The organism is Clostridium sp. CTA-7 (assembly GCF_054768095.1).
Map to the genome: position 1 here is coordinate 45,804 of NZ_BAAAAV010000004.1, position 22,766 is coordinate 68,569.

The window sequence follows — 22,766 nt, forward strand, 5'->3', positions numbered from 1 at the left end:
TAGATATCTTATTTATACATATTTTTTTAATTCGTCTTCGTTTAAAACATCTATTTTGTCAATATAATAAGGATAATCTTTCAAAATTGTTTCAACAGTAATTTCTAATTTGCTCTTATCTTCTTTTGAATTAACTACATATATATATTCTTTTCCATCTTCTCTTAATAAGAATTTATCTTCTCCAATTCTTAATAATCCAGTATTCTTTGAATTCTTATACTCTTCTAAATCTTGATAAATAGTTGTTTTCTTAAGATATGGAAATCCACCCTTTGGACAGAACATATGGCAGTTACCACATTCATTACACATATTTTCAACGTGAGCTATTTGATAATTAGCTGAAAGTTCTTCAACAGCCACCTTCATATTGGCTCTATTTGGACATACATCAACGCAAATTCCACAGCTCTTTAAGCAATCAAAAGTCTCTAATTTATCTTCTAAGACTTTACCGTTGCCTTTGTTCTTGTAATTAGTATCATTCTTTGCCTTATTAGCTAATTCACTTAAAGCTTCAAGATTTAATCCTTCAGGTGCATGTCCTGCTTTTTTTATTTCATTTAATACAGAATTATTATTTGTATATCCTTTTGGTTGTAAATATAATGTTGCTATAGTAATAGGTGCAATTCCAGTATTAAATACATCTAATGCATTGTTTTTGTCTATTCCACCTGATATAGATATGTTTATGTCATTAAACTCACTAGCAATATTTTTAGCAACATTTATCGCTATTGGGTAAAGTGGTTTTCCAGACATATACATAGCATCCCCTGGCATAACATTTCTAGTATTAACTACAGGTAATGTATTTGTTAACTTAACTGCGAATGTTACATTATTTTCTTTAGCTGTTTGTAATAGCTTAGTTATTATTTCTTTAGCCACGTCAAACTGTAAGTCATGTTCAAAATCTTCTCTTTTTAATTCTATGTCATTGTAGCCTAAATCATCTAAAATTTGTCTCACAGCATCATATCCTAATAATGTAGAATTACATTTTAATAATGTATTTATTTTCTTATTAGATATTAAATGAGTTGCTATGTCTAAAATTTCACTTGCTTTACATCCATGCATTGTAGAAAGTGTAATTATATTTGTAACCTTTGAAGTAATCTTATCTATATCTTCTAGTTTAAATCTTTTAAATTTATTTATATTTTTCTTTAATACCTCTATACACTCTTTAAATGCTTTAGTATCCTTTGCCTCTTTAAGGTCATCAATAAAGTCAGAGATTTTCTTTGATTGAATTCCTTTAAGGTCATATCCTACACTTATATTAAGTATAAAATCTTTTACATCTGATAGTCCAAGTTCAATACCTATAACTTGTAATAATACTGAGGCTTTAATGTACTCATCTCTTGCTTCTTCAACTGTTAACTCTGTAGACCATTCTACATTGTATCCTACATTTTTAACATCAATACAAGGCCTTGCTATCATTTCTTGCATTTCTTTTCCATCTACTATTTGAACAGTCTTAGGTTCAAAGTATCTGCATCCTGTTAGATAAGCTGCTAAAAAGTTTTGAGTTAATTGTGTATGCGGACCAGCTGCAGGGCCTACTGGAAATCTTAAGTATTCTCCACAAAAATCCATTTCTATACTATTATCAATATCTCTATAAAAATCTTTTTCTTCTATTCCAAATATTTTTCCTTTTGTATAATAATCTTTAAGAGTTAGCTCAAGAATTTTTTCAAAAGACATTACTTTCATTACATCACTCATGGTTGTTCCACCTTTCTTCAAATAAACTTTATATGAATTAATATTGCTATAAATTTTTATTATTAAATAAGAAATTAGAAATATAAATTTACTTCTTCTGTCACTTCCATTATGGCTAATACAAACTTTTATATTCTCCTATATATCTAAAAGATTTAAAATGTCTAATTAATAACTATTACATTTTATCCCATAATCTTTGTGATACTTCTCTTGATTTTGAGAATATCTTTTCTTCATCAACATTTATTAACTCTCTATTTTTCATTACAACTTTTCCATTTATAATAGTTGTAATTACTGATCTTCCTGTAAATCCAAAAAGCATATGTCCATTTATGTTGTCTTTATTCATTGGAGTTAAAGGATTATAATCAATTATTATTACATCTCCATATGCTCCCTCTTTTAATATTCCAAGTTCCTTGTTAAAGAATCTATTTGCTATATTTCTATTATTTTCAAATAACAATTTAAATGTTTCATTAAAAGCTACACTTGGATTACATCTATTATGTCTTTGTATTATAGGGAAGACCTTCATTGATTCAAACATATCGCTAGTATATCCATCTGTTCCCATCCCTATATTTATTCCTTTATTAATTATTTCTAGTACTGGAGAACACCCAACTGCATTTCCCATATTAGATTCTGGATTATTAACTACATTTGTATTAGTATATTTTAACAAATCCATTTCTCTGTTATTTATATGAACACAATGAATGGCTAAAGTTTTTTCTCCTAATATATTAAAGTCATAAAGCCTTTCAATTACTCTCTTTCCACCATTCTTTAAAGACTCATGTAAATCAGATATTCCTTCTGCTGCATGAATATGAAATCCTGAGTTTAGTCCTTGTATTTCCTTTGCACACTTTTCTAAAGTTCTATCACTTAAAGTAAAGGAAGCATGAAGTCCAAATAGACCTTTTATCATATCACTTGAATCTCTATTGGCATACTTGATAAAGTTTACGTTTTCATTTATACCTTTATCAGTTATATTAAATCCATCTCTATCTGATACTTCATAACATAAAGATGTTCTAATACCAAGCTCTTTAGCCACATTCCCTATAGTAAATAGACTATCAGTTATGCTCATAGGACTTGCATGATGATCAAAAACAGTAGTAACACCATTCTTGATACAATCAATATATGTTGTATATGCACTATATTTTGTATCCTCAAGTGTTAGTTTTTTATCTAGCTTCCACCAAAGTCTTTCTAATATTTCATTAAAATTTTGTGCTGGATCTTCCTTTGCATCCATTCCTCTTGCAAAAGCACTATAAATATGATGATGTGTGTTAATAAGCCCTGGCATTATTACTTTGCCCTTAGCATCAATAAATTCAAAATCCTTATATTTAATTTTTAAGCTTTCAAAATCTCCAACTTCAACTATTACCTTATCTTTTATAGCAACAGCTCCATTATTTATAATGGGGTTATTAATATCCTGAGTTATAACTATACCATTACCTATTAAAATCATTTATTTTCCCTCCAGTATAATATAATCAAAATTATATAAAGCATTATTCATGCCAAAATTGTAATAATTGAATTATTATATTCTATTTTTTTCTACTTAGTTATATAAAAGTATTAGTGATGATTAAAATTTTTATTTTAAATCAATATGCTTTTATAGAGTGACTTTAAAATTAATAAAATTTAAATTTATTATCAATTTAGTAAATGTAATTATCATTTTAAGAATAAAAAATAGCCTCTGAAATTTATACTATTAAAGCATAATTTTCAGAGGCATTTTAAATTTCCAGTAACTTCAAACCAATTCTATAATACCAAATCTCTTAATTCACTAACACTTGATAAATAGTAATTCGAGTTATCTTTCATGAAATCAATTATTTCCGGTATTAAATGTGACCATCCTGCACTAGCAAAATCAACATCACAACTTTTCGCCATATCTAATCCTGGTTTTAAATCATCAACAACTAAGATATCTTTACTACTTAAATTAAAGATCCTCATAACTTCTTCAATCGGATATGGGTTTGGTTTTCTCTTATCCACTTCAAGATCCCAACCAAATATTTTATCTGGTACTATACCACAATTAATCATATAATCTCTTTTAATTTGTTCACTTTCTGAATGTGAGGCAACACAAATTATTCCACCTGCATTTTTAAAATCTTTTATTAACTCTGCGAAGCCAGGATAAAACTCTGGAATTTTTGACTTCGTATAGCTAGTCCATACTTTATATTGATATTCCTGCTCTTCTTTATTAAATTTCAAAATATCTTTGCATAGTTCTGAAAATCCTGGGCTAAAACAATTTGAAACAAAGTCTTCAAGTGTTAATATCTCTGTATTTGGCCTTAATACTTTAAGTGCCTCTACAAATGATGGATAATGTATATTAGGTGTACTCATTGTAACTGTATCATCATGATCTAAAATTAAGCATTTGTATTTCATTTATAAAACCTTCCTTAACATAGTTTATCTATATATGATTTTATATAAAATTCTACTATATTTAGTTTATATTTTAAATAAAATAAGTATTTTATTTTATATTAAATTAACTTTTTCTATATAAAGTAGCTAGTCCTATTCCAAGCTTCTTTGCAGCTTTAGATTTTCCTTTAGTATCATGTCCATATTTTTCTAATGCATAATTTATATATCTCTTTTCTAGCTCCTCTAATGTTATAAAATCTCCATCTATAATATTATCCAAAGTGCTTTCTTCATGGGAGCTATAATATTCTAAAATGTAATCAGGTAATATACTACAAGTTATTCTGTTATCATCATCTAGAAGATTTATCATAAACTCTACTGCATTTTGTAATTCTCTTATATTACCTTGCCATGGATAATTTTTAAGTTTTTCTATAACATCGTCTTCTATATCTATTTTTTCTAAATTATACGTTGTACAGTATTTATCTATAAAACTTAATACCAACTGTCTTATATCCTCTTTTCTCTCTGAAAGATTAGGTACTTCTATTGGTATTACATTTATTCTATAATAAAGATCTTCTCTAAATTTCTTTTCTTTTATCATTTCTTTTATATCTTTATTAGTTGCAGCTATAACTCTTATATCTAAGTTTATCATTTTATTTGAGCCTATTTTAGAAAATTTTCTTTCTTGAAGAACTCTAAGTAATTTTACTTGAAGAGAAAGAGGCATATCTCCAATTTCATCTAAAAATATTATTCCTCCATTTGCAAGCTCAAACTTTCCAACTCTACCATTATTATTTGCTCCACTAAAAGCACCTTTGGAATATCCAAATAACTCACTTTCAAGAAGTGCTTCTGGTATAGCAGCACAATTTATAGCAATAAAAGGTTTATTTCTTCTATTACTTTGTGAATGTATAGCTCTTGCTACTACCTCTTTTCCTGTTCCACTTTCCCCTGTTATAAGTATAGATGAAGTTGAATTAGCTATTTTAATAATCTTTCTTTTTATATTTTTCATAGCTTCAGACTCTCCAATTACGGATTCTAATTTTATTTCTCCCCAAGCATTACTTTCTGTTATATTATTACACTTATTCTTTTTGCATATCTTATTTAATATAACTATGCTTTTATAATTATAAGAGTCTAGATTAGTTTCTAAAAATTCCCCTATTCCATCATATTCAATACCCTTTGCCTTTAATCCTATTGTATTTTTATCTGCATCCTCTGATGTGGATATTTCTACCTTTTCTAAATCAATACTTTCAATACTTAAGGCTTTTCTTACGTAATTGTTTGCATAAATTACTTTGTTGTTAGAATTTAAAATTATAATTCCATCACTTATTCGACTAGCTATGTCCTTAATAAACTTTTCTTCCATGCTATCACCTTTTGTTTTATATTATTGATTATAATCCTCTCATATATTATCTTACCATTTTTTCCTTACCCTTACAATTATTATAATGATAAAAAAGTGGACATATGTAAGTTTACTTATTCCGTCACTCCGTTCCAAGTCAACGCAAACTTACATATGTCCACTAAAAAACTGAAGGTAAGAAAAGTATAAAAAAAGAAGCTTTAGAAATTCTAATACTTCTTTTTTCCTTTATTTATTTTTTATTTTATTTATATATATTGTAGGAATTAATGCATACATAGCAGCTGATTTTACCATTTCACTTTTCCATGTTCTTTCATTCGGAGCATGAGCTTGATCTTCATGCCCTGGCCCAAAACCTATACATGGAATTCCGTATCTTCCCATTATAGATACTCCATTAGTTGAAAAGGTCCACTTATCTACTATAGGCTCTACATTAAATAGGTTTCTATAAGCCTCTATAAAAGTTTGGCAAACCTCATGCTCTTCTGGAATAACCCATGTTGGAAAGTATGAATCTGTTTTATATGAAAGTCCAGTATAAGATTCTTTATCATAATTATATATTGACACATCTGCCTTTGCTTTCTTTACTGAAGGTAAATTTTTAATTTGATTTATTGCAAATTCATAGCTCTCACCATCTGTTAACCTTCTATCTACTGAAATGCTACATCCATCTGCTACTGCACATCTTGAAGGAGATGAGTAAAATATTTCTGATACTGTTAATGTTCCTTTTCCTAAAAAGTCATTATCCATTAGCTCTTTATCTAAGTCTTTTAATTCATTTAATATAGGAGCCATCTTAAATATAGCGTTTTCTCCTCTTTCTGGTGCAGATCCATGGCAACTTATTCCATTAGCGCTAACCCTTATTTCTACCCTTCCTCTATGACCTCTATATATATTACAAGAAGTTGGTTCTGTAATAACTACAAACTCAGGTCTTATATTATCCTCATTAATTATATATTGCCAGCATAAGCCATCACAATCTTCTTCTTGTATAGTACATGTTACTAATAAAGTATAATCATCTTCTAAATTTAGTTCCTTTATTATTTTCCCAGCATATACCATAGCAGCTATTCCACCACCTTGATCACTGGATCCTCTTCCTATGATTATTTCTTCATCTTCGTCGCCTTCATAAGGATTATAATTCCAAAGACTAGGATCTCCCACACCAACAGTATCTACATGTCCATCTAATGCAATTAAATGACTTCCTCTTCCTATATAAGCCAATATGTTTCCCATGGGATCTATCTCTACTTTATCAAAACCTACCTTTTCCATTTCTTTTTTTATTCTTAATATCTTAAGCTCCTCATTGCAACTTTCACAAGGTATGGCTATTATTTCTCTTAAAAAGTTACTCATATCATCTTTATACTTTTCTGCACACTTTACAATTTCTTCATAGATATATTTATAATCCATATTGGACCCCTCCATTTTAATTTATGTACTATATATATAACTAAATTTATATTCAGCATAATTTGTGCCAAATCTATATTTAAATCTTTATTTATAGGTTAATTTTCAAAATAACGTTTTTAATCTTATATACTTTTATATTAATTAATTTTTTAAGAGCTAAATCTATGGAATAAAATTGCTATTTAATCAGTGTCTTTAAAATATAAGATAAAAAATTCTATATATTTATAATAATTATAAATAATCTCTATTATAAGAAATAAAGCAGTTATCAAAATAATAATTTATATCATTTTGATAACTGTTTCTTTATTTTTTTATAACTTCAATAAACTCCTTATAATCCTCTATAGTATCTATGTCCTGTAAGAATAAGCAATTATCTATATCTACATATTTTACTAGATCTTTATTATTCCTAATTACTTCTTTTCCTCCAACATCTCCTTCTAAATTTTCTAAGTTCTGTTTTAAGCTTTTAGGAAAAATTACAGGACTTCCTATTTTATCAATAAATCTAGGAATTATTATATTTTCTTTATACAAATTAGAAGCATCTATTAATTTATTTATGGATTCTGTATCTATAAATGGCTGATCTCCACAAAAAAACATAAAGTTATAATCTAAATTTGCTTCTTTTAATCCTAGCTTTATGGATTGACTTTGTCCATAACCTGGAGATTCATTTTTTATAGGCTTTATTCCATAATTAATAGCAAGTTCTATAACCTTTTTATCATTTCCAACTAAAATTATATTTGAAAAATTACTTAACTTTATTGTTTTTATTACTTTTTCAATTATTAATTCTTTACCGATTTTCATTAAAAGCTTATTTTTCCCCATTCTTTTACCGAAACCAGATGCCAAAATTATTGCATTCATTCTTACACCTACTTCCTTATTTTCAAGTAACCGCTTTCATATATAGTTGAAAATTCACAAAATTATACTAATATAATTTATTATATTTTGCTAAATAAAGTTTCTACTGCTTTTCTTGCTTCAAAAGTAGTCTTTTCTTCATCTATGGTAGTAAGTTTACCATCTTTTACGACTATTTTTCCTGCTACTATTGTATAATCAACTGGTGATTTACAACCTACAGTACCTAATATTGATTTTGGATCATATTCAGCCCCTATAAACTCTATTCTATTAGAGTTTATCATAAATAAATCTGCTGCTTTTCCAACTGAAAGTTCACCTATATCTTTTCTTCCAAGAACTCTTGCACTTCCCTTTGTTGCTATTTTTAGTATATCATAACCTGTTGGTGCTTTATTACTCCAATTTAATCTATGAAGTAAATAGCAAACTCTAAGCTCTTCTAAAAGATTAGATCCATCATTGCTTGCACTTCCATCTACAGCTAATCCAACTGGAACATCTAAATTTATCATTTCTGGAATTCTTGCAATACCTGACGATAATTTCATATTTGATATAGGGCAATGCGCTACTCCTGTTTGTGTTTTTGCTAAAACCTTAAGCTCATCATCATTAAAATGAATTCCATGAGCATACCATACATCACTACCGATCCAATCAAGGGTTTCCATATATTCAAGTGGTCTCATATTAAATCTTTCAAGAGTATACCTTTCTTCATCCAATGTTTCTGCTAAATGTGTATGAAGTCTTACGTTATATTTTCTAGCAAGTTTTGCACTTTCCTTCATTAACTCTGCAGTTACATTAAATGGAGCACAAGGCGCTAAGACTACTTGCCTCATAGAAAAATCATTTGCATCATGATATTTTTTTATTAATCTTTCTGAGTCATATAATATCTTATCCATCTTTTGCACAACTGAATCTGGTGGTAACCCTCCATCCTTTTTACTTAAATTCATGCTTCCTCTTGAAGCATGAAATCTAATTCCTAAATCTTTAGCTGAATTAAATTGTGCATCTATAAGAGTTTCTTCAGCTTTCTCTGGGAAAAGATAATGATGATCAAAGCAAGTTGTGCAACCATATTTCATTAGTTCTCCCATTCCAACTAAAGCACTATATCTTACAGATTCTGAAACTACTCCCTTCCAAATTTCATACAAAGTAGTTAACCAATCAAAAAGTTCCATATTTTGAACTTGTGGTAAATTTCTAGTGAAGGTTTGGAAAAGATGATGATGACTATTTACAAGTCCTGGATACACATACATATCCTTAGCATCAATTACTTCTTCTGCTTCAAAAATATCGTTACCTATATATTTTATAATTCCATCTTCTATATATATATTTACGTTTTCAAAGAGATTATCTTTTTCGTCACAGGTTACTAAAGCTTTAATATTTTTTATAAATAAGGTTTTTTTCATATTTACCCCTCCAAATTTTATAACTTTAATAGTCACAAGCCCTTTTATATTTAACTTTATAGAGTTCTTTAATCTTCTAAAGATTTCTTAGTTGCATTAAATATCTTTTGATATCCTGTGCAACGACATAAATGTCCTGATATTTCTCTTTTTATCTCTTCATCCGTATATTTTTTCCCACTATTTACAAGAGAAGTAGTTGTAAGAACTAATCCTGGAGTACAAAAGCCACATTGTACTGCTCCTTCATCTATATATGCTTTTTGCACATTGGAAAGCTCTCCATTCTTCTCTAATCCTTCTACAGTTAGTACATCTTTACCGTCTGCCCATACAGCCATATATATACATGAATCTATAGGTGTCCCCTCTACTAAAACTGTACATGCACCACATTCACCAACAGAACACCCTCTTTTTACTCCTGTATAGTGTAATCTTTCTCTTAATACTTCTAGCAGTGTTTCTCTTATATCTACTTCTAAAGTATGTTTTTTCTCATTTACTATAAGAGTTATTTTCTTCATAAAGTCGCTACTCATTAACTTCGCCTCCTGATCTTTTAATAACTTCTAATATTCCTCTTTTTGTTAGCTCTTTAATTAGGTGAGTTCTAAAATCCTTAGATCCTCTCCATGAATTTCTTGGTTTTGCATCTAACATAGCTTTTTCTGATATTTTTTCTATATTATCTATGCTTATATCTAAGTTTTTAGAAAAATTTTCAGCTTGTACACATCTTATAGGAGTTGGGGCCGCTACCCCTAAAGCTATTCTCAAATCCTTAAATTTATTTTCTTCTATATGTGCAACTACTGAAACTCCAAGCATTGCAATATCCATTGCCTTTCTATTGCTAAATTTTATATAATTTCCTTTGTAGCCTTTATAATCTTCTTTTTTTATTATTATTTTTGTTAATATTTCATTTGGAAGAATGCTAACCTTACCAGGTCCAAGATAAAAATCTTTTATAGGAACAAGCCTTTCTCCTTTCTTACTCCTTAGTAAAAGAGTTGCATTTAAAGCAAAAAGAGTTGTTGCACTGTCTGCTGAAACTGCTCCATTACATACATTTCCACCTATAGTCGCCATATTCCTTACTTGAGGTCCCCCCATGGAAACACCTGCTTCAGATAACACATATATATTTTCATTTATTATTTCATTTCTAAATATGTCAGTAAAGGTTGCCATAGCTCCTATTTCTATCTCTTCTTCATCATTTGTTTTTATATCTTTTAGCTCTTCTATGTCTCTTAAACTTAAAAGTTCCACTCCTTGCATGCTTCCATGATGCAACTTTATTAATACATCTGTGCCACCAGCTATTATTTTTACATTTTCTCTACTTTCTAAAATGTCTAAGGCTTCCTCTATGGTCTTAGGTCCATGAATATTCTCTATATCAAACATCTCTATTCCCCCTTATATTAGTCCAACTTCCTTAAATCTTTCAAAAACTGACTGAGGATTCATCGGAATTTTGTTAAATGAAACTCCTGTTGCATCTAATACTGCATTACGTATTGCTGGCGCTGGAGAAATTGTTGTATTTTCACCTAGTGATTTTTGACCAAAACCAGCTGCTGGTTCAAATTTCTCTATAAAGTCTGACCCTATATTAGGAGTGTCCATTATTGTTTGTAACTTATAATCAAGCAAATTATTATTTAATGGTTTTCCAGTTTTCTCATCAAATAACATTTGTTCTGATAAAGCATATCCCAATGACATACTAACTCCACCATGAACCTGTCCTTCTGCCAACTTATGGTTCATAATTATACCTGAATCGTGAACATTGTATATTTCTAGAACTTCTATTTGTCCTGTTTTTATATCTACTTCGACCTCTGTAAAAGTAACTCCATAGGCTATTGCATTACTTCTAACATTAACAGATGTATCACTTGTAATAGGGCAGGATTTTATTCTGTCATAATAGGACTCCATAGCAATTTCTTCTAATGAACATACAATTCTACCTAATTCTTTTTCTATTATATTGCAATTTTCAAGGTCTAAAGCCTCTTTTTCTAATCCACACTTAGAACTTGCAAAGTTTAAAACCTTATCTCTTACTTCTAATGCCGCCTTTTTTACTGCTGCTCCTGAAACAAAAGTTTGTCTAGATGCATAAGACCCTGTATCAAAAGGAGTTACATCAGTATCTTGAGTGCTTATAACATGTACCATATCCATAGGTAATCCTAAAGTTTCTGCTACCATTTGACCAAAAACCGTATCACTACCTTGTCCTATTTCAGTTGCTCCGATCTGTAACTGAACTGAACCATCTTGATTCATAACTATTCTTGCTCCTGCTGCCTCTAAAGCAACTGGATGTGTTCCACTAAAATAGCTAAAGCAAGCCATTCCTATTCCTTTTCTTTTGTCTCCACTTTGATTTTTATATAAGTTTTTCTTTTCATCCCATTTTATTAGCTCTTTTCCTTTTTTAATACATTCAGGCAAAGCAAAAGCTCTTGCTATATTCTTACTAACTGGTTCTACATAGCCTTCACTTATTAAATTATTTAATCTAAATTCTATAGGATCTATATTTAATTCTCTTGCTATATCTTCAACATGGCTTTCTATGGCAAAAAACATTTGAGGTGCACCATATCCTCTCATAGCTCCTGCAACTGGTAGATTTGTATAAACTGTTTTGGGATTATATTTAATTGAATTAAAATCATATAATGGTCTAAATTTTCCTCCTGCACTCATGGTAACTGAATGACCATGTGAAGCATAGGCTCCATTATTAACTAAGTTCTCTATATATATTCCAAGTAATTTTCCTTCTTTTGATACTGCAGTCTTGAATTTTAATTTCATAGCATGTCTAGTTCTTGTATCTATAAAACATTCTTCTCTACTTAATCCATATCTTACTGGTCTTCCATGCACAGCCAAACTCATTGCTACTGTTAGTGGTTCAAGAACTACGTCTTGTTTGTTACCAAATCCACCTCCAATATATGGTTTAATTACTCTTATTTTTCCCCAAGGTATCCCAAAAGCTTGCCCAACTATTCTTCTAACTATATGAGGGATTTGAGTTGATGATACAACAACTATTCTTCCTTCTCCATCAACATAAGCATATGCACTGTGGTTTTCCATTTGACAGTGTTGAACCATGCTAGTTTCAAAGGTACCTTCAAAAATTTTATCCGCATTCTTAAAGTCTTCTTCTACCTTTCCTGATTCTGATCCCATTTGGCTCAAAATATTATTAGGTATTTCTTCATGTATTGCTGGAGCTCCTTCTTTTATAGCATCTTCCGGCTTTATAATATGAGGTAAAACTTCATATTCAACCTTTATAAGTTTTAAAGCTCTTTCGGCTATTATTTCATCAGTTGCTACAACTGCTGCTACTGCATCACCAACAAACCTTGCCTTATCAGTAAGTATTAACCTATCTTCAATATCTCTATGACTTTCCTCTAAAGACCATGGATGTCCGGCTGTTCCAAACTTAATATTTGGTAAATCCTTATAAGTTATTACAGCTTCTACTCCTTCTAATAATTTAGCCTCTCCAACATCTATACTTTTTATTTTAGCATGTGCATAAGGACTTCTTAGAACTTTTCCAACTAGCATATCTCTTTCAAAAAAATCGTCTACATACTTAGCTTTACCTGTTACTTTAGCAACTGCATCTAGTCTATTTACGCTACTCCCTATTACTTTGTAAGTCATTTTACACCTCCACAAATTTTTTGTAATTATTTACATAACTAGAATATATAAAATTTTATTGCTATATATATCCTGTCAATGCTTGCTTATTGTGTTTATTACTTATATTTATTTTATAAAAAGCCAACACCTCTAAATAACTTTATTAGCTTTTTATTTACTAATTTGCTGTAATTTCTTTATGATAAAATTATCTTCTACTTTAATAATTTATACTCTTCTATTTTTCTATATAAAGTTGCTATTCCTATTCCTAATTTTTGTGCTATCTTCTTTTTGCTTTCAGTGGTAGTACCATATAAATCTAGTGCTTTTTTTATTTCTATTTCTTCTAATTCCTTTAATGGTATAATATCCTCTCTATCTATAAATAATTGTGCTTTTTCTGCTGATAAAATATTCTTTGGTATAACTTCCTTATCTATTATTCCATCTACACCTATCATATTAACTATAAATTCTATAGTATTTTCCAACTCTCTAACATTTCCTGGCCAAGAATAGCTATAAAAAGCTTTTTTTACTTCTTCAGTAATTGTTATAGATTTAAAACTCTTATCTAAAAGATTTGTGTACTTTTCTATAAAAAAGCTTATTAATATCTCTATATCATCTATTCTGTCTCTTAATGCTGGAATTTCAAATGGAATAACATTTAATCTATAATATAAATCTTCTCTAAACTTATTTTCTTTTATAAGTTCCTTTAGATTTTTATTTGTTGCTGCAATTACTCTAACATCTATATCTATTTCTTTATTTGATCCTACTCTTGTTATCTTTCTTTCTTGTAAAACTCTTAAAATCTTTGTTTGAAGATAAATTGGCATATCTCCTATTTCATCTAAAAATATTGTTCCTTTATTAGCAAGCTCAAACTTACCTATTTTCCCCATAGGGTCTGCTCCAGTAAATGCTCCTTTAACGTAACCAAATAATTCGCTTTCTAATAGTGTATCTGGAATTGCTCCACAGTTTATGGCTACAAAAGCCTTAGTTTTTCTATTTCCTTCATTATGTATAGCTCTAGCAAAAACCTCTTTTCCCGTACCACTTTCCCCTGTAACTAATACTGTAGAAGTTGAAAGTGCTATTTTCTTCACTTTATTCTTTAGCTCTTTCATAATTTTAGTTTGTCCTAATATATTTTCTGTCTTAATAACCTTTTTTATATTAGTATATTCTGAGATATCATCTCTAAAACCTTTATAATCTCTAAAAATAAATATCTTATCAAATTGCTTATCATTTATCCCCATAGAAAAAATATTGCCTATAAATTGAAAGCTTTGATTTCCTATGGAAACTTTGTAAATTTCCATTTGAAATAAACTATCACCAGTTGATTCTATAACTACCTTTGATGCAAAAAAATTATCTACATGCTTTATAAGTTCTACACCTTTTGAATTTATATGAGTAACTTTATCATTTTTATTTAATACCATTACTCCCTGATCCATTTTATCTATTATTAGATTTAAAGATTTTACTACTACATCTTCTCTTTTTCGTTGTATATTTTCATAGGCCGCAGTACTTATAAATTCTGCTATTTGTTCCATAAAAGCCCTATAGTTTTCGAATCTTTCCATTATATGATGTTTTTGTTCTTTACTAAAACAAACTAAGCCTATAACTCCTATTATTCTACCCTGTAATTTTATTGGAGTACTCATTTCAAAAACTTCTTCACACTTTCCTCTTTTTATGCAATTTCTACAAATGCTATCTTTACCAGGTTCAGTTATAGCTTTAAATTCTCCTGTTTTTAGTACTTCTCTATAAGCATATCCTTGCTTCGATATATCTTTATCTATCCTATTTCTATATGCGCCTGTAGCTGCAATTCTTATTAAGTTTTCATCTACTACTTCTACATCTACCATAAGTATTTTTTCTACTATATTGATGTATTTCATTACAGCACCTTGAATTTCTTTCAATATAGATGACATATCTAAACACCTCTTTAAGTTTTATAATATAAGTTAAATATTTTAATATTTTACTTATATATAATTAATAGCAATTCCCATGCCATTAATTACCTTTTTGTAAATTTTATAATTATCATATGCCTTTAATTTATAATATATTAAAGGCTATACACAAAGCTTTAATTCACGCTTATGTACAGCCTTTGTATAATACTATCCCTCTATTTTACTTCTTTCAATTTCTTCTTCTTCTATAGTTTTCTTTGGTAATATTAAATTTAATAATATTACTGATATAGTCGTTATTACTACCGGTGAAGTTCCAAAAACCATGCTCACCCCACTTGGAAATGCATCTAAAACTCCAGGAACTTGTGTTACTCCCATTCCAAGAGCAACTGAAAGTCCTACAATGCTCATGTTTCTACTTGACAATTCATCTTTAATTATTATCTTAATACCTGTCATTGTAATCATAGCAAACACTATTATAGTTGCTCCTCCTAAGACACTTTGAGGTATTGTTGTAATTAATGCTCCAAATTTAGGTATAAAACCTGCAATTAACATAAATAAAGCCGCTATCATAACTACAAATTTACTAATAACTTTTGTCATTGCAACTATTCCAACGTTTTGACTATAAGTAGCTGTTGGAAGCCCTCCAAAAAGCACACCAAGTACACTGGCTACACCACTTCCTATGATTCCTCCTGATATCTCAGTATCTTTAGCATCTCTACTAAGTCCTCCTTCTGTTATAGCTGAAAGATCTCCTACAGCTTCTACAGAATTAACTATATATATTACACTAATAGATGCTATAGCTGAAGGTATAAACTTAATTCCAAAATGAAACGGAGTAGGAACTTGAATCCATGCTGCAGTTGAAATTGCTGTAAAATCAACTCTTCCCATAATCATGGAAATGATATAACCTACAATTATCCCTATTAATATTGAAGCTAGTTTAACATATCCTTTTGTAAAATGATTACAAAACAAAACTACAACTAATGTAATTATAGCTATTGCCCAATTAATAGGAGATCCAAAATCACTTACATCTGTTCCTCCAGCCATATATCTTATAGCTGTTGGATATAAAGATAATCCTATAGAAAATACAACAGTACCTGCAACTAGTGGCGGAAATAATTTTCTCATAGGTTTTAAGAAAGCGCCAAATAATATAGCTACAAATCCACCAGCCAGCTGAGCTCCAAATATAGCTTCTATTCCATAGGTTGATCCTATAGCGATTAATGTCGGTACATAAGTAAAGCTTACTCCTATTACCATTGGTAATCCTGATCCTATCTTCCATACAGGATATAATTGCATCAACGTTGCAATTCCTGCAATGAAAAATGAACATTGAACTAAAAGAGTTTTATCACTTAAATCCAATCCAGTTGCCCCTGCAACTATAAGAGCTGGTGTTACATTTCCAACTATCATAGCTAGTAAATGTTGTAATGATAAGGGCATTGCTTTTTTTAGCGAAGGAACTCCATCTAAATCAAAGACTGAAGTACTCCTCTTTTTCCTTTTACTCATTTCTAACATAATAATATATTCCCCCTCATGTAAGATTTATAATTTAATACATCACTCGAGAATATATCATCATTATCAACTGAAGAACTTTCTTCTCATTTTGATAATAACGCTATTCTTTTATATTATTTTTGTATTTCATAACCTTTTAAATTCCTTTTAATATTATTTTTCTTACATATATATGTTTGGAATTTCTATAATTCAAAAGGATTTTTAAAGCTTGCTTCACTTAAGTTAAAAATAGTAAATACTATAACTTTAAAATATTCTTATATTTATTTATAAACTATTAAAGACTATACATAAAATTTTAGTTCTATATATAGTCTTTTATTTTATATCTCTATTTTGCTTCTTTCTTTATCTTCTTCTTCTATAGTTTGTTTTGGTAGTATTAAATTTAATAGTATTACTGATAAAGTTGTTATTACTACTGGTGAACTTCCAAAAACCATATTAACCCAGCTTGGAAAAGTATCTAAAGCACCTGGAACTTGTGTTATACCCATTCCAAGAGCAACAGAAAGACCTACAACGCTCATATTTCTACTTGAAAGTTCGTCTTTAATAATTACTTTAATTCCTGTCATAGTAATCATAGCAAATACTATTATGGTAGCTCCACCTAAAACACTTTGTGGTATTGTTGTGATTAATGCTCCAAATTTAGGTATAAAACCTGCAATTAACATAAATACAGCTGCTATCATTATTATAAATTTACTAACAACCTTTGTCATTGCAACTATTCCAACATTTTGGCTATAAGTAGCAGTTGGAAGCCCTCCAAAAAATGCACCTATTATACTTGATACTCCATTTGCCATTATTCCTCCTGATAATTCAGTATCCTTAGGTTCTCTATTAAGTCCCCCTTCTGTTGTAGCTGAATAATCTCCTACAGCTTGCACAGAATTAACTATATATATTATAACCATAGATATTATTGCAGAAGGCATAAATTTCATCCCAAAATGCAATGGGGTAGGAACCTGAATCCATCCCGCTTCAGTAATTGCTGTAAAATCAACTTTGCCAATAACTATAGAAAAAATGTATCCTACAACTATCCCTATTAATATTGATGCTAGCTTAACATATCCTTTTGTAAAATGATTACAAATTAAAACTACAACTAATGTAACTATAGCTATAGTCCAATTAATAGGCGATCCAAAATCCTTTGCAGTAGCTCCTCCAGCCATATATTTTATAGCTGTTGGATATAGAGATAACCCTATTGTAAATACAACAGTTCCAGCTACCAAAGGAGGAAATAACTTTCTTAAAGGCTTTATAAATGCTCCAACTAATATAGCTGCAAATCCTCCAATTAACTGTGCTCCAAATATAGCTTCTATTCCATAGGCTGAACCTATGGCTGTTAGCGTTGGTACATATGCAAAGCTTATTCCCATTACTACTGGTAATCCTGAACCTAGCTTCCATACAGGATATAATTGCATTAATGTTGCAATTCCTGCCATAAATAGTGAGCATTGAACTAAAAGAGTCTTATCGCTTAAACTTAACCCAGTTACTCCTGAAACTATAATAGCAGGTGTTACGTTTCCAACTATCATAGCTAATAAATGTTGTAACGATAATGGCATTGCTTTTTTTAATGAAGGTGTTCCATCTACCTCAAAAATAGAAGTGCTCTTAGCTTTTCTTTTACCCATTTCTAACATAATAATATATTCCCCCTCATGTAAACTTATTAATTTAAACTTAATACATCACTCGAGAATATAATAACTATTATCAAAACGAGAATGGATTCTCGGATTGATAATAGACTTATTCTTTTATACCACTTTTGTAACCGTTTAAATTTTTTTGACATTATTTTTTCACATAGCTATATGTTTTAAATTTCTATAACTTAAAAGAGCCTTTAAAGTTTCACTTATTACAAAAGCAATAAGTATGCCAAACTTTAAAAGCCCTTTAAAATTTACTTAATATTCAGTCTTTTCAGTCACTTATACTATTTTTAATAGATTACACAAAGTATTAAAATGATAATTAAATTAACTTATAAATAGCGAGTTTCCTTACATTTATTTATTAATTTATCTATATCAAATTAATAATTTTTTATCATATTGATATTACCAAATAATTTCATGCTTTATATTAAGCTTAACTAGCAACCTATATATAAAACTAACTACATCCCACATATTATCTATTTCATCTTCACAATCTATTATTAAATATGAATTTTTATCTTCTGTATAGCATTCAACTATTATATCATAACCTTCTTCAACAAAATAATTTTCTAAAGTCTGGGCTAGATTATCTCCCTTTTCATATAAATAGTCTTCTCCTAACTTTATCTCTATTACATAATTTAATTTCATTAAATTATATAAATCTAAAGCGTTCTTACAAAACTCAATAAGGATTTTAATTTTTTTTATTATGTACTTTCTTTCAATTCGTTGTCTCAAATTTTCCCTTACCCTCTATCTTAATATATTTAATGTTTAATCTTCTTTTTTAATTTTGTATCTTCTATATAAGATACAATTATAGATAATATCATAAAGAAAATTCCTACGTATAATATAGGTCTATTATCCTCAATCGGACATGCTCCAACAGGTAGATGTTGTCTTACTTCATATATTTTATAAAAACCATATAAACTTATAACTATTGCTATAGTAATTAGTATGTTTGATAGTTTAATTAAATTCTTCATAATTACTTTTGCCTTTCGTAAAAATATATCTATATTATAGCACATTTATATAATTATATATATTTTTTAATTTATTGAAAATCATATATATAGGTTCTATTAAAGTTTCTACATTTAATATATTATTTCAATTATTGTAAGTTATATGGTTATAAGATGACTTTAAAGAACCTATATATGTAAAATTTAAAAATATATCTGATTCTAATTCGCTATTAAACTTATATTTTGACTTTTAACTATTAATTTTAATTTAACCGTAGATGATGCGGAATGTTAATTAGAACATATATATACCATAAAAATTAATTTAAATAAAAGTTTATAACTTAAATCAAAATTATTAGAAATACTATTTTTATATGTAACAATTATATATTTATATTCATATAATTAAAGATAGCTATTAGCTTTATGGCTAATCCATATAAATTCATCTCCTTCATTAATTATATAAAAAAGAATCAAAGCATATAGCATTGATTCTTTTTTATATTTCTCCAAATCTAATATTTATTTTCTTAAATGCAATTTCTTTACTTAAAGTCAGATTTTCTATATCTATTTTAATTTTAAATATATTAGGGCATTTTTCCTCTCTCCATAATTTCATAAACTTAGGAGTTGCGGTTAAACTTGCATAATATTTTTCTTCAAAATCGTCCCAAAACTCAAAAAACTCTAGTTTACTATCTTTATCTATACATAAGTTGTCCTTATTTATATTATTTACTAAAGGCACAAAATACCTAAGTGGAACTTGATAATTATACCTTCCTTTTATCTTTTTAGCTTCAATTATAGCTCTCTTTAAAAAAGGATAATTAACTAACTCTTCATTCTTTATTCTTATTTTAAAAATAGGCTCCTCATTTTTATCTTTTTGTATTTTAAATTTAATCATTTGTTTCACCCTTAGTTTATTTTATTTCCATGTATCCCAAACTTCTTTTTTATATCCAATAGTAGCCATATTACCATTTCTTACTATTGGAGACTTAAATAGTTTAGGATTCTCTAATAAAATTTCTTCTTTCATTTCGCTACTTCTAATTTTATCTAAATTTAAGCCTTTATATTCTTTTGCTAGTTGATTTATTAATTCATTTATGGAAACTTGCTTTTTTACAGAATTTAGCTCTCCCCTACTTAATCCCTTTAAATCTATATCAATGAATTGAAAGCTTATTTTTCTCTCTTTAAAATATCTTTCTGCCTTTTTAGTATCAAAGCATTTTTTTCTTCCAAATATTTGTATATTCATATTCTTCATCTCCTTTTAAACTTCAATCTATTATACCATAAAATTATTTTTTATATAAAATAGGAATAATACATTAATATACTTAATATTATTTTATAGTACTGAATTATTATTTGTATTATTTAAATCCTTGATTAAAAAGCTTGGTTATAAGGTTTAATAGCAAATATCTATTATCTCACAGCTTTTTAAATTATATTTTGGACATTTTACTATTCTTCATATTTAATAAGCTAGAGAGTAGATTTTCTATACAGCATTAAGAAAGCTATTACATACTTTTTATGCTTTCTTAATGCTGATTTATTTTCCTAAAAACTATCACTTTTTTTATATAATACTCTATATTAATAATTAAGATGAATTTTAAGGGTGATGATTTTGCAGTATCTTATTATAACTTTAAAAATTTTTATTATAGAATATATAATTCTTTTTCTACATGAACTTAGTCACTATGTAGTATCTCTAATTTTAGGTTTTAAGTGCTCTTTTTATTATATGATTCCTTTTACCATATACAGAAAAGATTCTAAAATAAAACTTAAATTAAGACCATCAATACAGAGTGATATAACTAGTAGATTGCATTTTGATTCAATAAAAATTTCTTCTAAATTAGAGTATAATATACTTTTAAAAAGATTAAAAATCTTTCTTTGGATTGGTCCTATATTTGATTTTATAGCTTTTATAGTATTATTTTGTATAGGAGTTACTTATGTAAACCTATCATACTTAGCTTTAATTTCTTTAATTCATCTTTCTATAAGCACAATTAATTTCTTTAATAGTGATGGAAAATATGCAATTGGATCTAAAGAAGATAATAGAATTGCTTTTGATTTAATTAGAAATGCTACTATTTGTGGAAACGCTGAAGTTTCTTGTGAAAGTAAAAGAATTCTTACTGACATTCATATGGAAATTTCTGAAAATATAACTCTAGAAAGCTTTGATGTTAATAATTTATGGGAATTCTTAAACAATATATCTTTCTACACTAATTCCCTATTAAGTTTTTTGAATAAAGATCTTTTAACTATTCATTCGTCTTCCTTTGCTTTTTTTGAAGGCTTAATAAATGATTTTGATAATATAAAAAAATATGATTATAGACAAATACAAAAAACTTCTATTTCTATAACTTATTATTTAATATATAAAAAGCTTAATGATATATCTTTTTATCCTAGTTCATTAATCATGGCTAAGATTTATGATGGGTGTAACTCCATTTATTTTAGAAAACTATTAGATTTATATTTCAAAAATGATTCTGGAAATATAGATTATCTAGTTAATGAAGATAATATGCCTATTTCTATATCTTATTGTCAGGGATATAATAAATTACTCTTTAATATTATAGAGTTATATAATTTATAGAATTTGTTAAAAGCACTGTAAAATTATAATATTTTACAGTGCTTTTAATTAAATTTTAATTTACTTCTGTTCCATCAAATTTATTATTTAAAATAAGTATATCAACTCTTCTATTTTTTGCTCTTCCTTCTTCTGTATTATTATCAGCAATACTTCTATATTCGCCATAACCTACAGCAGATAATCTATTTGGAGAAATTTCTCCATAATTTATTAAAAATTCAACTACATTAGAGGCCCTAACAGATGAAAGTTGCCAATTTGAATGGAAATCACTATTATTTATAGGTATATTATCTGTATGTCCTTCCACTCTTACATAGTTATCAATTTTATTTAAAATCTTTGATACAGAAATAAGCTTAGGTTTTAATTCGTCTTTTATATCTGCTTTTCCACTATCGAAAAACACACTATCTGTAAAGCTTATAATAAGACCTCTTTCTTCAATACTAGTTGATACGCTTCCTTCTAACTGTAAATCTTTTACTATATCATTAATTTGATTTTCTATTCCCTTTAATTTTTCTTCTTCTGTTTGAACTAACGGTTTTAACTCACCAGCATTATCACTTGAACTTCCAGAATTCTCCTCACTCCCTAACACCGTTGATCCACCAGTAAAAACTGCTCCCATTGAAGTAGCTAATTGTTTATATTTTGTTTCATTTACAGTTGAAGCTGAATATAGTACCACAAAAAATATCATAAGTAACGTTATAAGATCTGAATATGTAAGTAGCCATCTTTCATGATTTTCTGGTTTTTCTACTCTTTTTTTCAT

Annotated in this window: 19 protein-coding genes and 1 pseudogene; 1 reads left to right on the top strand and 19 read right to left on the bottom strand. The window is 28.2% G+C overall.

Annotated features, from left to right (window positions below):
• Window positions 1-12 precede the first annotated feature (12 nt).
• The 18 genes and pseudogenes from ACYUEX_RS09000 to ACYUEX_RS09085 all read right to left on the bottom strand — a co-directional run bounded on the left by ACYUEX_RS09000 (window position 13) and on the right by ACYUEX_RS09085 (window position 20,593).
• Window positions 13-1,749 carry a hypothetical protein gene (locus ACYUEX_RS09000; RefSeq protein ID WP_460287734.1) on the bottom strand — a complete coding sequence of 579 codons (1,737 nt, stop codon included), beginning with the start codon at window positions 1,747-1,749 and terminating at the stop codon, window positions 13-15.
• Window positions 1,750-1,927: 178 nt separating this feature from the next.
• Window positions 1,928-3,256: a putative aminohydrolase SsnA gene (gene ssnA, locus ACYUEX_RS09005; protein ID WP_460287736.1), complete on the bottom strand. Its 1,329-nt coding sequence runs from the start codon at window positions 3,254-3,256 to the stop codon at window positions 1,928-1,930.
• 308 nt (window positions 3,257-3,564) lie between these two features.
• Window positions 3,565-4,218, bottom strand: coding sequence for an HAD family hydrolase (locus tag ACYUEX_RS09010; protein ID WP_460287738.1), 654 nt, complete (start codon window positions 4,216-4,218; stop codon window positions 3,565-3,567).
• A gap of 106 nt (window positions 4,219-4,324) precedes the next feature.
• A complete protein-coding gene (locus ACYUEX_RS09015; RefSeq protein ID WP_460288186.1) occupies window positions 4,325-4,483 on the bottom strand; it encodes a helix-turn-helix domain-containing protein in 159 nt (52 codons plus the stop codon).
• A gap of 27 nt (window positions 4,484-4,510) precedes the next feature.
• Window positions 4,511-5,218, bottom strand: a pseudogene (locus tag ACYUEX_RS09020) (sigma-54 interaction domain-containing protein); the annotation flags it as partial.
• A gap of 621 nt (window positions 5,219-5,839) precedes the next feature.
• Window positions 5,840-7,060: a YgeY family selenium metabolism-linked hydrolase gene (locus tag ACYUEX_RS09025; protein ID WP_460287739.1), complete on the bottom strand. Its 1,221-nt coding sequence runs from the start codon at window positions 7,058-7,060 to the stop codon at window positions 5,840-5,842.
• Between the two features lie 312 nt (window positions 7,061-7,372).
• Complete coding sequence (locus ACYUEX_RS09030) at window positions 7,373-7,951, bottom strand: NTP transferase domain-containing protein (protein ID WP_460287740.1); 579 nt, start codon at window positions 7,949-7,951, stop codon at window positions 7,373-7,375.
• 80 nt (window positions 7,952-8,031) lie between these two features.
• Window positions 8,032-9,393 carry an 8-oxoguanine deaminase gene (locus tag ACYUEX_RS09035; protein WP_460287741.1) on the bottom strand — a complete coding sequence of 454 codons (1,362 nt, stop codon included), beginning with the start codon at window positions 9,391-9,393 and terminating at the stop codon, window positions 8,032-8,034.
• Between the two features lie 68 nt (window positions 9,394-9,461).
• Window positions 9,462-9,935, bottom strand: a complete 474-nt coding sequence (gene xdhC, locus ACYUEX_RS09040; protein WP_460287742.1) for a xanthine dehydrogenase subunit XdhC — start codon at window positions 9,933-9,935, stop codon at window positions 9,462-9,464.
• Window positions 9,928-10,809 carry a xanthine dehydrogenase FAD-binding subunit XdhB gene (xdhB, locus tag ACYUEX_RS09045; RefSeq protein ID WP_460287744.1) on the bottom strand — a complete coding sequence of 294 codons (882 nt, stop codon included), beginning with the start codon at window positions 10,807-10,809 and terminating at the stop codon, window positions 9,928-9,930. Before xdhB ends, xdhC begins: the two co-directional genes overlap by 8 nt.
• Window positions 10,810-10,821: 12 nt before the next feature.
• Window positions 10,822-13,113, bottom strand: a complete 2,292-nt coding sequence (gene xdhA, locus ACYUEX_RS09050) for a xanthine dehydrogenase molybdenum-binding subunit XdhA (protein WP_460287746.1) — start codon at window positions 13,111-13,113, stop codon at window positions 10,822-10,824.
• A 197-nt stretch (window positions 13,114-13,310) separates the two neighbouring features.
• Window positions 13,311-15,071, bottom strand: a complete 1,761-nt coding sequence (locus ACYUEX_RS09055) for a sigma 54-interacting transcriptional regulator (protein WP_460287747.1) — start codon at window positions 15,069-15,071, stop codon at window positions 13,311-13,313.
• Between the two features lie 195 nt (window positions 15,072-15,266).
• Complete coding sequence (locus ACYUEX_RS09060) at window positions 15,267-16,622, bottom strand: uracil-xanthine permease family protein (protein ID WP_460287748.1); 1,356 nt, start codon at window positions 16,620-16,622, stop codon at window positions 15,267-15,269.
• Window positions 16,623-16,951: 329 nt separating this feature from the next.
• Complete coding sequence (locus ACYUEX_RS09065; RefSeq protein ID WP_460287749.1) at window positions 16,952-18,307, bottom strand: uracil-xanthine permease family protein; 1,356 nt, start codon at window positions 18,305-18,307, stop codon at window positions 16,952-16,954.
• A 423-nt stretch (window positions 18,308-18,730) separates the two neighbouring features.
• Window positions 18,731-18,985, bottom strand: coding sequence for a hypothetical protein (locus tag ACYUEX_RS09070; RefSeq protein ID WP_411170571.1), 255 nt, complete (start codon window positions 18,983-18,985; stop codon window positions 18,731-18,733).
• 119 nt (window positions 18,986-19,104) lie between these two features.
• Window positions 19,105-19,329: a hypothetical protein gene (locus ACYUEX_RS09075; protein ID WP_411170570.1), complete on the bottom strand. Its 225-nt coding sequence runs from the start codon at window positions 19,327-19,329 to the stop codon at window positions 19,105-19,107.
• 490 nt (window positions 19,330-19,819) lie between these two features.
• On the bottom strand, window positions 19,820-20,233 hold the full coding sequence (locus ACYUEX_RS09080; RefSeq protein ID WP_460287750.1) for a hypothetical protein: 414 nt from the start codon (window positions 20,231-20,233) through the stop codon (window positions 19,820-19,822).
• Between the two features lie 21 nt (window positions 20,234-20,254).
• Window positions 20,255-20,593 (bottom strand): arsenate reductase family protein, encoded by a 339-nt coding sequence (locus tag ACYUEX_RS09085; RefSeq protein ID WP_411170568.1) that lies wholly within the window; start codon window positions 20,591-20,593, stop codon window positions 20,255-20,257.
• Between the two features lie 501 nt (window positions 20,594-21,094).
• Between ACYUEX_RS09085 and ACYUEX_RS09090 the strand changes: the two genes are divergently transcribed.
• On the top strand, window positions 21,095-21,982 hold the full coding sequence (locus ACYUEX_RS09090; RefSeq protein ID WP_460287751.1) for a hypothetical protein: 888 nt from the start codon (window positions 21,095-21,097) through the stop codon (window positions 21,980-21,982).
• A gap of 55 nt (window positions 21,983-22,037) precedes the next feature.
• Here the strand turns inward: ACYUEX_RS09090 and ACYUEX_RS09095 are convergent, their stop codons facing one another.
• Window positions 22,038-22,766, bottom strand: coding sequence for a flagellar motor protein MotB (locus ACYUEX_RS09095; protein ID WP_460287752.1), 729 nt, complete (start codon window positions 22,764-22,766; stop codon window positions 22,038-22,040).

What these genes read in the sequence shown, in the direction of transcription:
- ACYUEX_RS09075 (WP_411170570.1), bottom strand. Translation starts at nt 19,329, where the DNA reads ATGAAGAATTTAATTAAACTATCAAACATACTAATTACTATAGCAATA.
- ACYUEX_RS09055 (WP_460287747.1), bottom strand. Translation starts at nt 15,071, where the DNA reads ATGTCATCTATATTGAAAGAAATTCAAGGTGCTGTAATGAAATACATC.
- ACYUEX_RS09080 (WP_460287750.1), bottom strand. Translation starts at nt 20,233, where the DNA reads ATGATTAAATTTAAAATACAAAAAGATAAAAATGAGGAGCCTATTTTT.
- xdhC (WP_460287742.1), bottom strand. Translation starts at nt 9,935, where the DNA reads ATGAGTAGCGACTTTATGAAGAAAATAACTCTTATAGTAAATGAGAAA.
- ssnA (WP_460287736.1), bottom strand. Translation starts at nt 3,256, where the DNA reads ATGATTTTAATAGGTAATGGTATAGTTATAACTCAGGATATTAATAAC.
- ACYUEX_RS09090 (WP_460287751.1), top strand. Translation starts at nt 21,095, where the DNA reads ATGATTCCTTTTACCATATACAGAAAAGATTCTAAAATAAAACTTAAA.
- ACYUEX_RS09010 (WP_460287738.1), bottom strand. Translation starts at nt 4,218, where the DNA reads ATGAAATACAAATGCTTAATTTTAGATCATGATGATACAGTTACAATG.
- ACYUEX_RS09030 (WP_460287740.1), bottom strand. Translation starts at nt 7,951, where the DNA reads ATGAATGCAATAATTTTGGCATCTGGTTTCGGTAAAAGAATGGGGAAA.
- ACYUEX_RS09000 (WP_460287734.1), bottom strand. Translation starts at nt 1,749, where the DNA reads ATGAGTGATGTAATGAAAGTAATGTCTTTTGAAAAAATTCTTGAGCTA.
- xdhA (WP_460287746.1), bottom strand. Translation starts at nt 13,113, where the DNA reads ATGACTTACAAAGTAATAGGGAGTAGCGTAAATAGACTAGATGCAGTT.
- ACYUEX_RS09025 (WP_460287739.1), bottom strand. Translation starts at nt 7,060, where the DNA reads ATGGATTATAAATATATCTATGAAGAAATTGTAAAGTGTGCAGAAAAG.
- ACYUEX_RS09070 (WP_411170571.1), bottom strand. Translation starts at nt 18,985, where the DNA reads ATGAAATTAAATTATGTAATAGAGATAAAGTTAGGAGAAGACTATTTA.
- ACYUEX_RS09035 (WP_460287741.1), bottom strand. Translation starts at nt 9,393, where the DNA reads ATGAAAAAAACCTTATTTATAAAAAATATTAAAGCTTTAGTAACCTGT.
- ACYUEX_RS09060 (WP_460287748.1), bottom strand. Translation starts at nt 16,622, where the DNA reads ATGTTAGAAATGAGTAAAAGGAAAAAGAGGAGTACTTCAGTCTTTGAT.
- xdhB (WP_460287744.1), bottom strand. Translation starts at nt 10,809, where the DNA reads ATGTTTGATATAGAGAATATTCATGGACCTAAGACCATAGAGGAAGCC.
- ACYUEX_RS09095 (WP_460287752.1), bottom strand. Translation starts at nt 22,766, where the DNA reads ATGAAAAAAAGAGTAGAAAAACCAGAAAATCATGAAAGATGGCTACTT.
- ACYUEX_RS09065 (WP_460287749.1), bottom strand. Translation starts at nt 18,307, where the DNA reads ATGTTAGAAATGGGTAAAAGAAAAGCTAAGAGCACTTCTATTTTTGAG.
- ACYUEX_RS09085 (WP_411170568.1), bottom strand. Translation starts at nt 20,593, where the DNA reads ATGAATATACAAATATTTGGAAGAAAAAAATGCTTTGATACTAAAAAG.